This is a genomic window from Streptomyces virginiae (assembly GCF_040638905.1).
In the GTDB taxonomy this organism is placed as follows: Bacteria; Actinomycetota; Actinomycetes; order Streptomycetales; family Streptomycetaceae; genus Streptomyces; species Streptomyces virginiae_B.
On sequence record NZ_JBEZYV010000010.1, the window covers coordinates 109,590 to 122,916 of the forward strand.

Below are 13,327 nucleotides of genomic sequence, written 5' to 3' on the forward strand. Positions count from 1 at the left end.
ATGATGGCACGCGCAGTCGGGATCGACCTGGGCACGACCAACTCCGTCGTCGCGGTCCTGGAGGGCGGCGAGCCCACGGTCATCACCAACACCGAAGGAAACAGGACCACCCCTTCCGTGGTGGCCTTCGGCAAGGGCGGAGATGTCCTGGTCGGAGAGATCGCCAAGCGGCAGGCGGTGACGAACGTCGACCGCACCGCGCGGTCGGTCAAGCGCCACATCGGCGACACGGGCTGGCGCTTCCCCGTCAGCGGCGACATCGACGGCAAGCGGTACACGGCGCAGGAGATCTCTGCGCGGGTGCTGCAGAAGCTGAAGCGTGACGCGGAGGCGTACCTCGGCGAGGACGTCACGGACGCCGTGATCACGGTGCCGGCCTACTTCAACGACTCCCAGCGCACCGCGACGAAGGAAGCCGGCGAGATCGCGGGTCTGAAGGTGCTGCGGATCATCAACGAGCCCACCTCCGCCGCGCTGGCGTACGGCCTGGACAAGGAGAACGACCAGACGATCCTCGTCTTCGACCTGGGCGGCGGCACCTTCGACGTGTCGCTGCTGGAGATCGGCGAGGGACTGGTGGAGGTCAAGTCCACCAACGGCGACACCCACCTCGGCGGAGACGACTGGGACCAGAAGATCGTCGATCACCTGGTGAAGCAGTTCCAGAACGGCTACGGCATCGACCTGTCCAAGGACAGGATGGCGCTCCAGCGTCTGCGCGAGGCCGCCGAGAAGGCGAAGATCGAACTGTCCGCCGCGACGGAGACGACGATCAACCTGCCCTACATCTCGGCCTCCGCCCAGGGCCCGCTGCACCTGGACGAGAAGCTCACGCGCTCGCAGTTCGAGCAGCTGACCGCCGACCTCCTGGAGCGCTGCAAGGCGCCTTTCCACAACGCGGTCAAGGACGCGAAGATCAAGGTCGCGGACATCGACCACGTCATCCTGGTCGGCGGCTCCACCCGCATGCCGGCCGTGACGGAGTTGGTGAAGGAGCTGACGGGCAAGGATCCCCACAAGGGCGTCAATCCGGACGAGGTCGTCGCCATGGGCGCCACTCTCCAGGCCGGTGTCCTGAAGGGTGAAGTGAAGGACGTTCTGCTCCTCGACGTGACCCCGCTGTCCCTCGGCATCGAGACCAAGGGCGGCATCATGACCAAGCTCATCGAGCGCAACACCACGATCCCGACCAAGCGGTCCGAGATCTTCACGACGGCCGAGGACAACCAGCCGTCCGTGCAGATCCAGGTCTACCAGGGCGAGCGCGAGATCGCGGCGTACAACAAGAAGCTCGGCATGTTCGAGCTGACCGGCCTGCCCCCGGCCCCGCGTGGCGTCCCGCAGATCGAGGTGTCCTTCGACATCGACGCGAACGGCATCATGCACGTCACGGCCAAGGACCTCGGCACGGGCAAGGAGCAGAAGATGACCGTCACCGGCGGCTCCTCCCTGCCCCGCCAGGACATCGACCGCATGGTTCGCGAGGCCGAGCAGCACGCCGAGGAGGACCGCCGCCGCAAGGAGGAGGCAGAGACCCGCAACAGCGCCGAACAGCTCGTCTACCAGACCGAGAAGCTGCTGCGCGAGAACGAGGGCAAGATCCCGGCCGACCTCAGGACCGAGGTCGAGTCCGCCGTCGCCGAGCTGAAGGAAGCGCTCAAGGGCGAGGACGCCACGGCCATCCGCAACGCGACACAGCGCGCCAGCGCGGCCGCCCAGAAGATCGGCACCGCTCTCTACGCCGACAGTCAGGGCGCCGCCGGCGGCGGCGCAGCGGGATCCGGCGGCGAGCCGTCAGGAGAGGACGAGGAAGTCGTCGACGCGGAGATCGTCGACGAGGAGAAGGCGAGAGGAGACACGGGATGAGCCGGCCGAAGTCCTTCGACGAGCCGCGCAGGCAGCCGCCCGTCGTCATCCGCGACAAGCGACGCATCGACCCCGTCACCCTCCAGCTGAGGGCCCCCGACAGCGCTCCCGCGCAACAGGAGGCGCAGCCACGCGCCGGAGGGCCGGGTACTCCCGGCCCTCCGGCCACGGGCAGCCCGCCCGACGCCTGGGAGACGCAGCTCGCGGAGCGCACCGCCGACCTGCAGCGTCTGAAGGCCGAGTACGACAACTACCGCAAGCGGGTGCAGCGCGACCGCCTCGCGATACGGGAAATCGCGGTCGCCAACGTCCTGGGAGGGCTGCTTCCCGTCCTGGACGCGATTGACCAGGCACGCGAGCACGGTGAACTCGACCCGGGCTTCCGGGCGGTCGCCGACACACTGGAAACCCAGCTCGCCACCCTCGGCCTGCAGGAAGTCGGTACCCCGGGCGAAGTCTTCGACCCCACCCGGCACGAGGCGATCTCCTATCAGCGCTCCGACGAGGTCGACCAGCCGACCTGCACAACGGTGCTGCGGCCCGGCTACCGCGTCGGACAACACCTCTTGCGCCCGGCCCAGGTCACGGTGGGCGAACCACCGGACCAAGCCCGGCCAGGACACGGCAGCGCCAAGCCGCCATCCGCCTGACACAGCACCGTCGGGTGTGGGGGAGGTGGGGAGGCCGAGAAAACCGACCTCCCTTGACAGCATCCCCCGAACGTTTTAAGACGGTGAAAGGGCAGCTCCGGACACTTCGGAGGTGAGAGAAATGAGCGGCTCGCGCCCGGCGCGCGACCATTACGCCGTCCTCGGCCTCCGGGCGGAGGCGTCGCCGGAGCAGATCACCAGCGCCTATCGCATGCTGATCCGTGCCCTGCACCCTGACGCCCGCCCCGGCGTGGCCTCGGCCGATGCAGAACTCGCCGCAGTCATCGACGCTTACCAAACCCTGCACGACCCACTGAGGCGTTCCGCCTATGACACCGAACGCGGCCAAGAGCGGCAGGCCGCGAGTCGTCCGGTACGGATACCTGTACGAGTCAGGTCCGCAACGGACGCTGGCGCCCGACCACACGGCCCACACCTGCACTCCGCGGAGTACCCTCGCACGCTTGTTTCACTGCCGCACGTAGACCCATTCGACCGACTCGTGGCCTGGCTGTTTTACGGCATGTAATTCCTGCAATGGCTTCCGGAATACGATGAGCGCGCTCTGGTCCATTCAGGTGGCAGGCCGCAGCCGGACGCAGCATTGTCCGGGGCGGGGTTCCAGGCAGGCCTCGATTCCTGGCTCGCCCAAGCCGTCTGCAACGCCGCATCGACGGCATATCGGGGGCCGTGCCGGTGCGGTGGAGCGTTCAGCCTCGCTTCGGCTACGGCACCCGCACCACGCGGTTGGCCCGGCGCGCGGGAGTCCCGGTGGCGACAGCCGGCAGTGACGCGCTCGCCGTATGTGCATGGGAGGCCGGCGAACCCCGGTGCGAGAAGGATGCGATCAACGGCAGCTTCCTCACGGCGCCGGGCGGGAGTGCCCTGATCGCCATGCCGTTCGCTCACCAGGAACCGCTGGTCCTGCCGGCCCGCGCCGAATGCGACGTACGACTGGACCGCACGTGCGCGGCCTGGCGCCGCTGGGCGGACGACCGGCTCTACACCGGCAGGTGGCACCAGGCCGTGATGCGCAGCCTGCTGACCTTGAAACTACTGGTCTTCGCCCCGTCGGGAGCGATAGCGGCCGCGGTGACGACCTCACTGCCCGAACACATCGGCGGCGAGCGCAACTGGGACTACCGCTTCTCGTGGGTCCGCGACTCCGCCTTCACGCTGGCAGCCTTCCTCCAGCTCGGCTGCCCCGCGGAAGCACGTGCCTACTTCTGGTGGCTGATGCACGCCTCACAGCTCACCCACCCCCGCCTGCAGGTCCTCTACCAGCTGAACGGGGGCGCCCACGCCCCGGAACGGGTCCTCCCGTGGGAGGGCTACCGTGGCTCGTCGCCTGTCCGCATCGGCAACGCGGCGGCCGGCCAGGTCCAGCTCGACACCTACGGCGAGCTGATGCAGACCGCCTGGCTGTACGCACGGGCCGCCGGACGGCTGGACGCGGACGTCGCCCGGCGCCTCGCGGAACTCGCCGACGTGGTCTGCACCGTGTGGCAGCATCCCGACTCCGGCATCTGGGAGGTCGGCAGCGCCCCCCGCCACTTCACCCAGTCGAAGATGATGTGCTGGGTGGCGCTCGACCGTGCGGCACACCTCGCCGAGCGCCACTTGATTCCGGATCGGCACCTGGCCCGTTGGCGCTCCGCCCGCGAGGAGATCGCCACGTTCATCGAGACCCGGTGCGTGTCACCACGCCGCAACTGCTACGTGCGCTCCGCCGGCAGCGAGGACCTGGACGCCGCCGTCCTCCTCGGCCACCTCTACGGCTACGACGGCGACGTCCGGCGCATGGAAGCGACGATCACGGCCGTGGGGCTGGAACTGCGGCACGGGCCGTTCGTCGACCGCTACTCCGGCGAAGACGGCCTGAGCGGACCCGAGGGCGCGTTCCTCGCCTGCTCCTTCTGGCTCGCCGAATCCTTCGCCCGCACCGGACAGCGCGCCCTGGCAACCGAACTGATGGACGACCTGGTCCGTCTGGCCAACGACGTGGGCCTCTACAGCGAGGAGATCGACCCGGTCACCGGTGACTTCCTGGGAAACGTGCCCCAGGGGCTGAGCCACCTGGCGCTCATCAGCGCCGCCTGCGCCCTCAACGCAGCCGGCAAGGAGGCGGGCGGGTGAGCGCCTGGGGAACGGCCGCCGGCGCCTTCGCCGGCACGCTTGTGCTGACCACCGCATTGCGCGCCGCCGGCGAAATGCGCCTGACGCGGATGGACCTGCCCTTCCTCCTCGGCACGGTGGTGACCGTCGACCGTACACGCGCCAAGGTGGTCGGCTATCTGATGCACTTCGTCAACGGCGAGGTCTTCGCGTTCGTCTACTACGCCGTGTTCGTCGCGATCGGCACGGCCGGCTGGTGGCTCGGCGCCCTCTTCGGCCTTCTGCACGGCCTGTTCGCCGGCACTGCGCTGGTCGGCGTTCTGCTGCCGCTCGTCCACCCCCGGATGGGCAGCACGCTCACCAGCGCCCCCGAGGTGGCTCTTCTGGAACCACCCGGGTTCCTCATGCTCAACTACGGACCGAGTACTCCCGTCGTCACCGTCCTCGCCCCCATCGGGTACGGAGCCATCGTCGGAGGCTTCACCCAGCTCGGTGCCTGAGACGGTCGGGGATCCCGTCACCGTTGTTGGGGCGGATCGGCGTCGGCTGCCCGACCAGGGACAGCGATCCGTAAACGCAGCGCCGGAGGCCCGATCCTGTGTCACCGTTCGCAGCGGACTCAACTACGCACTCGATAGCGCAGGTGAAGCACCCGGTTGCCCTGAATCACCACGTCAGGATCCTCCAATAGGTGCTGCGCGTGGACCGACCCGAAGTAGCGCTTGCCGGACCCGAACACGACGGGTACGACGTCCATGCGCACCTCGTCGATCAGGCCTGCGGCAAGCACCTGGCCACCGACGTCGCCGGCGGCGACTTCGACCAGGCGGTCACCCGCAAGCTCCTGCGCCTTGGCCACGGCTGCCTCCACGCCGTCGACGAAGTGAAACGGCGCCTCGGGATCCCAGCCCTCGGGCATCGGCCGGTGCGACACGACGACCACGTGGTCGATCCCACCCGGAGGCTTCCCGCCCCAGCCGTCCGTCAGGTCGAAGACGTGGCGGCCGACGATCGTGACTCCGATCTGGTCCCAGTACGGCCGGGTGTAGTCGTAGGACGTCTGCGACACCTTCAGTTCGCCGTTCTCGTCCAACGGGACGTCACCGCTGGACAACCAGTCGAACAGTGGTCCGGGCTGGTCGTTGTCGTCCGCGACGAAGCCGTCCACCGACACCGAGCTGTACATGACCACCTTGCCCACGGGGCTCTCCTCTGCTTCGGGACGGCCCAAATTAGCGTGTCGTGAGCGGTCGGTCTTGTCCACGGGTCGCTGGGCCTTCTACGCCCGCCCGCCTCGCTCGTGGCGGTAACAGACCGCTCGAACAGGAGCAAGGCCGACCAGGATCCTGCGGAGTGGCTGCCGCTGTCCGCGGACGCGCTGTGCCGGTACGGGGCGGAGCGGGCGCCGTGGGTTTCGCCCGGTGGTAGCCGTCTCCCTGACGACCGTGGACGCGGTGGCGTACGTGATCACAGAGCGTTGTCGACGACCACACCCGCCTCGGCGGCCGGGGGCCGGATGAAGGTCCAGATGGGCGCGCGTGCCCGCAGGGGGCCGCCGGGCGCCCTCCGCGGGCGGGTCCACCCCCTCGGAGCGCCCGCGGTACGACCACCGCAGCCGGGCACCGCGTCCGGCGGTGGCGGCCACCGGACACGGCGGGGTGCCTCCCACTCACGAGGCGGTCGCCTACAGCCCCAGGGGTCGGGCCTCTGTGATGCTCGCCCAATCGTTCTCCGGATTCGCCCAGAACGAGATCTTCACGTAGCGCGCGTCCAGGGACCCCTGGCCGAAGAGAACGGTCTCGGGTGACAGGGTCGTCCCGGAGCTGCGGCCTTCCCAGGCCTTGGTGTACGAGACGCCATCCGGCGAGACGTGCACCGTGTAGTCGTTCCACCTGAGGTCCCCGCGGTGCCAGGCCGTGGTCGTGCCGCACAGCTGTCGGACCGCGCCGGTGTCGATGACGAGCGCTGCCCCGAAGCCCTGGCCGGACCAACGTGTCCCCAGGTCGCCGTCGACCGCGTGGGTCGGCGGGTTGGCGGGCTCGTGGGTGGAGGCGGAGGCGGCTACAGGGGTGACCGGCCGTGTGCAGGTCCGCTGCGGCGACACGTCCCGGTGGGCGGCTCGTTCGTCACCCAGACGCACGGCGTCGTAGTACATGACGCGCTCGGTGGTGTTGGAGGGGGCGCCGGTGTTCCAATCCCATTTGTAGATGCCGAACTTGAAATACGGCGAGCGCGGACCCCCACCGTGCGTCGCCCCTGTCCGGTGTAGGACCCGCTCACCATTCCTCCATACCTGGAGCAGGCCTGTGCTGTCCGTACGCCAGGTCACGTGAAAGACCCAGTCGACCCAGACTCCCGTGGTGTACGGGCCCAGGTCGATCATCTCGCCCCGGAAGTCGATCTTCCAGCGGCCCTCGTCGGTGAGCAGGGCCAGAGGAGGGGAACCGCCGGGGCAGCCCGAGTCGCACTGGTGCCACTGGCTGACGATCTCAGCGGAGGTGTCGGCCACCCAAGTCGACGGCAGGTTGATGCTGAAGCCGTACCAGCGCTCGGCGCCGGCGGGTTGATCGTCACGCTGGGACACTTCAGCGCGTTTGCTGCTGGAGACGACGGGATCGGATTTGCGGAGTTCGAATCGGGCGGCGTGGGAGCCGTCCCGAACGGGGGACGTCACGTTGGTCGCGCCGTACGCCGTCGCCCAGTGCTTGTTGAGGTTCGGGGGCGCCGCGGCGGGGAGGGTGCGGTCTGCGGACTGCTCCCAGTCGAGGGTGCGCAGTACACCGGCGGGGTCAGCCTGCGCCGTTTGCACGGGCGCAAACGCCACCCCAACGGCGGCCACGGCTGACACAAGAGCCGACAACCAGGCCCTGGCATGCGATCGGTTCATATGCGAGCTCCTCCGGAGACGCTTCGCGGATCGGTCCGACGCTCTCGGTGTTGGGCACGGACTCTTCCCCCTGCGGTGGGGCCGTGCAAGGGTCGACGGCCCGGCGCACGGTGGTGTTGGGAAGCGTCGAACGCGCCACCGCGGGACCGCCGGTGCCATTCCCCGAGGCCAGGTGCCCGAGCGGCCCGGCGCCATCAGCGCGCCGGTCAGGCGGGGCGTCCCCGCTTCTTCCCCGCGCTCCACACGCAGCACGACCTGGACCGGCCGAGCAGTCCGTCACCACGGCCACCGACACCGCCTGCCGGCGTGTGGGCGGCTGGGCGCAGGTCATGGCTGTGCCCCCTCGTCTTGGCACGGGAGGGGGCACAGGGCCTTCCGGATGGGAAGGGTTCGACGCTGGTGGGCGCCGGTGTTCCCCATTGACCGCTTCGCGGGGTAGTGACGCAAGCCGGTTGCGGGAACTGGCCCGTGAATGCTGCGAATGCTGGAGAATTCACGCCCGCGTGCGGTATCTGGCCCGGCGCTGCGGGCGTGCGCCCGGTGGAGGGCATTGTTCCGTGATCTCTTGATCGTGTCGCGTTGGCGCTCGTCTCCGCATCAAGCTGTCGTCCCGGCAACCCGTCGTGTGGCACGCGTGGCGGTCAACTGCCTTCCGGATGAACGCATTTGTCTACTTTGGAGACAGGTTCGATGCTGCTTCAGCATGTGCGCGCCGGCGCTGCCTCAGCGCCGGTCCTGGTGGTCGGGGCGGTGAGGCCCTCGCGCAGCCCGGCCGCTGCGCCCGCTTCGGCCGACCGCGCGTCAGCCCTCCCGGCTTCGGGCGGCCCCGCCTCGTTCCGCCTCGCCTCGGTTTCGGCTTCCGTCCGAGCCCGGCTGTGGTTGGGGGCGCCGATACACCCAGGGCCGGACGTGGAGGCGCGGCGATGACGCCGATGTCACCGACCGCGGGAACGGGGGGCGCGGAGCCTCCCAGTCGCCCCGGTCGCAAACTCGGGCCGATCGTGGACGGCACGGGCCCGCAGCATCGGGCATGGCTCGAGCCGATGCGTGCACGTCTGGATGCCAGCGGGATGACCGCCAGCCACCTTGCCGAACGCGCCGGGTTCTCGAAGTCGAAGGTCACCGAGCTGCTGCGCGGTGTCGGCCTCTACCCCCACTGGGAGATAACCTACGCGCTGGTCAGGGTACTGGGGATGCCGGTCACGCCGATGTGCCGCCTGTGGGCGGCCGCCGCTCGTGAGGCGCAGAAGAAGAGGGGCTGGATCCAGGGGAGCATAGCCAAGATCGTCGTTTCCACCGGGCCGTCCGCCCCGCCGCTGGAACACCACGCCTTCGCGAAGACCAATGGCGCACGCTACGAGAGCTACGCCAACGTCTTCCTCAGGGACTCAGGGGAAACCAGCCGCGTCGTCACCGAGACCTTCGACATCCTCTGGCTGTGCTGGCACGAGGCTCTGGCCAGCTCCCACGTCCAGCACTATGCCTGGCAGGTTCTCCGCCGCGGGGTCATGGCCCGCGCCCCTCACACCGACGGCTACCCCGATCTGGCCGGCGCGGCCTTCAGCACCGTCGCCCTCGACAACGCCACCGTACTTGCGGCCTTCACCCAGGCCGAACGGGCCCTGGCTCTCTTCCGCGCCGTGAGCCGGCTGCCCGAGGTCCAACTCGACGTCATCGTCCTGCGCCACCTGCGCGGCATGGACACCACCCCCGTCGCCGACCTCCTGGGCGTCACGCCCGCCTTCGTCATCTCCACCGAACGTCACGCCAGGCGCTCCCTGACCACCCGCCTCAACCTCCCCGCCCATCCGGAAGGCCCTCATGCATCCGATCGATGAGTTCCTGGCCGCCGCTCTGTTGCGCGACGACCTCGACATGCCACGCGACGTGGTCCCCCGCCACGCGGAGGACCACATGGTGCTCCCGATGGAATGGGGACCGCACGGTTCTGACGCCGATGAGTACACTGCCGCGCGGTACCTACTGACCTTGTGCGAGACCGTCGTCGCCCGCACCGCCGCGGAAGCGCTGCAGGACTTCCTCACCGACAAGATCCCCGGCCCGCCCGGCGCCCGGGTCCTGGGCTGCATCCTCCAACTCGCCGACGCCGCCGACAGCGCCCGCTTCTGGTGGCAGTACGCCGCCGGAGCCGGCGATGACGCCGCCTCCTACTGCCTCTACCTCCACCACCTCGCCCTCGGCGAAACCGACGCGGCCGCCTGGTGGCGCCACCAGACCCAGGTCGACACCGACCCCGCCCCCGAAACCACACCGCTGTCCAGCGACCGCGGCCGCATCAGGAACCTCGACTCCAGCACCACCACCGTCCTACGCGTCCTGGGCAAACTCCACCACGAGGCTGCGCACCCCCGAACCGAGCTCACCGACGCCATGATCGACTACGTTCCCGCAGCCGTCGCCGTAGGCCAGCTGGGGAACCCCGACATCGACATCCCCGTGCCCGCCGACGACTTCGCCGGCAACATCACCATCATCCTGGCCGTCACCTCCAGCCTCCTTGGTGCCCGTACCCCCGCCCAAGGCGAACCCTGCACCACACCCCGCCTCTCACGCCGCATACGCCCCACCAAGCCCACAGCCAACGCCTCCCGCCCCGAACGCCCCCCGGTCAAGTACCTCCAGCCCCGGTGACTTCGGAGGAAGGGCTGGCCCCGGGTGGCGGGGACCGGCGTCGCACACACGCATTGAGCGACTCCCATCCCCATGGACGCCGGCCGCGGCCGTGGACTGCCGGGCACGGCCGGCGTCGCCAAAGCCCCCCCTGGGGCCCGTCGTGTCCGGAGCAGCGACGGCTACCGGGCCCATGGCAGTTCACGGCTGCCCTCGGTGCCGGGTACGGAGGCGACTCCGTCGGAGGGCATCGAGACATGGGCTTGGACCTGCTCGTGCGCGTGGATCCGGCGGGTCCGGTCCGCCGGAAGGATCAGGGTCTGGCCGGCCGAAACCTGCTGGCCACGACCGTCGCACGTCACCTCGAGGACGCCCGCGGTGACCGTCCAGACCTGTTCGCGACTGATGGAGTGTTCGGGGCCGGTCGCACCGGCCTCCATCGTGACCGTCCAGGTGCTGAGTTCCGCGCTGCCACGACTGGGGGACGCCAGGCCGGTCATGGTGGCGTTCGGGGAGACGGTGACGTTCTCGGCCGAGGGAGTGATCACACGTGCGCCCAGATCCTGGTCCCGGTCCTCGGGGTGGTCGGGGGAGGCCCATTCGACGAGCTGGACGACGACGCCGTTGGGGTCGGTCATCTGGAACAGGCGCTCGCCCCAGGGCTCTTCGCGCAGCGGCATGGTGATGGGCGCGTCCGCCGCGCGTAGACGGGTCTCCTCGGCATGGAGATCGGTGACGGTGAACGCGAGGATGAGGCCGCCCGCCTCCCGGTCCCGCTGCTCAGCCGGGAGGACTTCGGTCCCCTTGCGGAGCAGGACGAGGTCGACGCCGGCATCCTTGCGGGTCAGCGAGCAGAAGCCGTCGTCAGCCATGGCCACCTCGTAGCCGAGGTGGGTGACGAAGAAGTCGCGGGAGGCGTGGACGTCGGAGACGGTCAGGGAAACGGTGGACGCGGACACATGCATGGCAGCTCCTCATAAGTTGTCTGGGGTGGTGGGTGAAGGCGGAGACGTCGGCACGATGCGGTGAAGCAGGGGTTCTGCGCGTGTCAGGGCCAGGTTCGTCCGGCCGGCACGCACCGCCGAAGGACGCCGCGTGACGCGCGCGTCCAGCTGGAGCGGATCAACCGTCGAGGCCACATCAAGGGCTCCGTCGGCCCACGAGGACTTCGCCTTCGCCGGTCCGTAGGTGCGTGTGGCCGTTGCGATCAGGCCGAGTTCAGGCTGAACCGGCGGTCAGGTCAGCACCCGGGTCGCGTCCTCTCAACGGCGTCCATCCGGCAGCGAAGGACAGGCACCCGCCGCGCAGAAGCGCGGCACGCGTGCGCCACGCCGGCCGGCTGACGGTACCGAAGCAAGGTTGTCCAGGGGTGCGTGCATGGCTTAACGATCCGGGGGTTCGGACATATGATCAAGGCAGACTTCCACGCGGTTCGATAACCCGTGGGTTATCGACGGGGGCGGGGGGCCGGTGGAGCTGCGGGACATCGAGATCTTCCTGACACTGGCGGAAGAGCTGCATTTCGGCCGGACAGCGCAGCGCCTGCACGTTTCCCAGGCTCGCGTCAGCCAGGCCATCAAAAAACAGGAACGGCGCATCGGCGCCGAGCTGTTCACCCGTACCAGCCGCACGGTGAGCCTGACCGAAGTCGGCCGCCAGTTCCGTGAGGACCTGCGACCGGTCTACGCGGGCCTCCACGACTCCCTCGAACGCGCTCAGCTTGCGGCCCGGGGCATCACCGCCCAGCTCCGCGTCAGCCTGATGCCCTTCAACGTCGCCGACCTGCACCCTTACTGGAAGGCGTTTCGAGCCCGGTATCCGCACTGGGGACTCCAGGTCCGTCAGGCGACCTACACCGATGTGTTCGGCCAGCTTCGCAGCGGTGTCATGGACGTCCTCGTCGCCTGGCTACCGGTGGAGGAACCGGACTTCACCGTCGGACCGGTCCTGTGCACGGACTCGCGGATCCTCGCCGTGGCCGCCGACCACAGGCTCGCGGAACGGGACACCGTACCGCTGGAGCTGTTCGCCGACTTCCCGCACGGCACAGTCCACGGCCTGCCGGACTACTGGGAGGACGGCTACCTGCCCTTCTACACCCCTCGGGGCCGCACGATCGAACGCATCGAGTCCGCAGTCTCGGACACCGGCGACGACCTGATCAATTACGTCGGCATGGGCGAGATCATCCATGCATGGCCTGGCCACGTCACCAGGCACTGGGGCATGCGCCACATCCGCTGGCTCCCTGTCCCGGACTTGCCTCCCATGCACTTCGTCCTGGTCTGGAGGACCGAAGCCGAGAACGACCTCATCCGCGCTCTCGCCGAGACGGTACGAGATCTCGGGGCGTACCGGTTCTGACGTGCGCGAAATCCGTGACCGTTTCACCGACCCGCGGAGGTAGGCCAGGTCGCGGGAGTCGGTGAAGTCGGCCACCCGCACGGGGATGCCGGGGGCGGCGGCGTCGTACCGGGGGAGGCTCGGCCAGGGGCAGCAGCCCGTCGCTGCCGGCGACGTCGAGCTCCATCACCGTCACACCCGGTGTCCAACATCTCGCCCTTCCAAGGTGGTTGACGCGTTCGACAGAGGGACACAGTCATACCGTGCCCGGAGCCGGCGGCCGCGTTGCAGGGCCGCGAAACAGATGACGGGGGAGGAGTGCGGGGGCTGCCAGCCCGTAGGCAGCGCAGCCCCAGTCTTCCGCCGGCCGGACCACGCCTTACCGGCCCGGCGGAAACCGGCGCTTTCCGTGTGCGGGCAGGTCCCGACGGCCGTGCTCAGCCGTTACCCGGTCCGTCCGATGACAGTCGGCGATCTGACCCGTCACGACGCTCACGCAGCATCTCCTGGGCTTCCTGGCTGGCCTCGGTCGGCTCGCGCTTTCCGGTACCCAGGGCCTCCCGCGCCGCGTCCTTGACCTTCTCCGCCATGTCCTGGAGCCGGCCTTTCTCGTCGGACGAAGCCGCGTTACGCTGCCGCTCCTCCTCGGGGGACACATCGTTCTCGCCGGTCACGCGCTCCAGCGGCGACCTGTCGTCCTTCTTCTCCTGTCGGTCGGGCATGACGGCGCTCCCTTCGTTCGTTCGTGCCTGGACATGGCACCTTTCCCTTCCCCACCGCTTCAACCGCTCCACGGCAGTCCCGTCCGGCACGTACTCCGAGGCGAGGAGCGATC

The 13,327-nt window shown here is 69.2% G+C and carries 12 protein-coding genes and 1 pseudogene; 9 read left to right on the forward strand and 4 right to left on the reverse strand.

All coding sequences use genetic code 11. The features are described from left to right. Positions 1-3 precede the first annotated feature (3 nt). The 5 genes from dnaK to AB0F82_RS16655 all read left to right on the forward strand — a co-directional run bounded on the left by dnaK (position 4) and on the right by AB0F82_RS16655 (position 5,131). Positions 4-1,866, forward strand: coding sequence for a molecular chaperone DnaK (gene dnaK, locus AB0F82_RS16635; RefSeq protein ID WP_362627980.1), 1,863 nt, complete (start codon positions 4-6; stop codon positions 1,864-1,866). Continuing rightward, positions 1,863-2,516: a nucleotide exchange factor GrpE gene (grpE, locus tag AB0F82_RS16640; RefSeq protein WP_362627983.1), complete on the forward strand. Its 654-nt coding sequence runs from the start codon at positions 1,863-1,865 to the stop codon at positions 2,514-2,516. Before dnaK ends, grpE begins: the two co-directional genes overlap by 4 nt. A gap of 121 nt (positions 2,517-2,637) precedes the next feature. Beyond that, positions 2,638-3,045, forward strand: a complete 408-nt coding sequence (locus tag AB0F82_RS16645) for a J domain-containing protein (protein WP_362627985.1) — start codon at positions 2,638-2,640, stop codon at positions 3,043-3,045. Between the two features lie 242 nt (positions 3,046-3,287). Then, the gene (locus AB0F82_RS16650) at positions 3,288-4,652 is read left to right on the forward strand and encodes a glycoside hydrolase family 15 protein (RefSeq protein ID WP_362627988.1); all 1,365 of its coding nucleotides are present in this window, start codon (positions 3,288-3,290) and stop codon (positions 4,650-4,652) included. Beyond that, a complete protein-coding gene (locus AB0F82_RS16655) occupies positions 4,649-5,131 on the forward strand; it encodes a hypothetical protein (RefSeq protein WP_362627991.1) in 483 nt (160 codons plus the stop codon). The genes AB0F82_RS16650 and AB0F82_RS16655 overlap by 4 nt, the downstream gene beginning before the upstream one ends. A 119-nt stretch (positions 5,132-5,250) precedes the next feature. On the opposite strand, the gene AB0F82_RS16660 is transcribed toward AB0F82_RS16655, so the two are convergent. Then, positions 5,251-5,832 carry a dihydrofolate reductase family protein gene (locus tag AB0F82_RS16660; protein ID WP_362628340.1) on the reverse strand — a complete coding sequence of 194 codons (582 nt, stop codon included), beginning with the start codon at positions 5,830-5,832 and terminating at the stop codon, positions 5,251-5,253. Between the two features lie 93 nt (positions 5,833-5,925). Between AB0F82_RS16660 and AB0F82_RS16665 the strand changes: the two are divergent. Then, positions 5,926-6,048, forward strand: a pseudogene (locus tag AB0F82_RS16665) (HNH endonuclease); the annotation flags it as partial. Positions 6,049-6,315: 267 nt separating this feature from the next. On the opposite strand, the gene AB0F82_RS16670 reads toward AB0F82_RS16665, so the two are convergent. Further along, positions 6,316-7,440, reverse strand: coding sequence for a heparin lyase I family protein (locus tag AB0F82_RS16670; protein ID WP_362627994.1), 1,125 nt, complete (start codon positions 7,438-7,440; stop codon positions 6,316-6,318). A gap of 1,148 nt (positions 7,441-8,588) precedes the next feature. On the opposite strand from AB0F82_RS16670, the gene AB0F82_RS16675 reads away from it, so the two are divergent. Together AB0F82_RS16675 and AB0F82_RS16680 are read left to right on the forward strand one after the other, a co-directional pair. Beyond that, positions 8,589-9,356: a sigma-70 family RNA polymerase sigma factor gene (locus AB0F82_RS16675; protein ID WP_362627997.1), complete on the forward strand. Its 768-nt coding sequence runs from the start codon at positions 8,589-8,591 to the stop codon at positions 9,354-9,356. Then, positions 9,340-10,170 (forward strand): hypothetical protein, encoded by an 831-nt coding sequence (locus AB0F82_RS16680; protein WP_362628000.1) that lies wholly within the window; start codon positions 9,340-9,342, stop codon positions 10,168-10,170. Before AB0F82_RS16675 ends, AB0F82_RS16680 begins: the two co-directional genes overlap by 17 nt. A 161-nt stretch (positions 10,171-10,331) precedes the next feature. On the opposite strand, the gene AB0F82_RS16685 is transcribed toward AB0F82_RS16680, so the two are convergent. After that, positions 10,332-11,114, reverse strand: coding sequence for a VOC family protein (locus AB0F82_RS16685; protein ID WP_362628002.1), 783 nt, complete (start codon positions 11,112-11,114; stop codon positions 10,332-10,334). Between the two features lie 505 nt (positions 11,115-11,619). Here AB0F82_RS16685 and AB0F82_RS16690 point away from each other — a divergent pair. After that, positions 11,620-12,513: a LysR family transcriptional regulator gene (locus AB0F82_RS16690; protein ID WP_362628005.1), complete on the forward strand. Its 894-nt coding sequence runs from the start codon at positions 11,620-11,622 to the stop codon at positions 12,511-12,513. A 416-nt stretch (positions 12,514-12,929) separates the two neighbouring features. Here AB0F82_RS16690 and AB0F82_RS16695 read toward each other — a convergent pair whose 3' ends face one another. Continuing rightward, entirely contained in the window at positions 12,930-13,214 is a 285-nt protein-coding gene (locus AB0F82_RS16695) for a hypothetical protein (RefSeq protein WP_362628008.1), read from the reverse strand. Positions 13,215-13,327 lie beyond the last annotated feature (113 nt).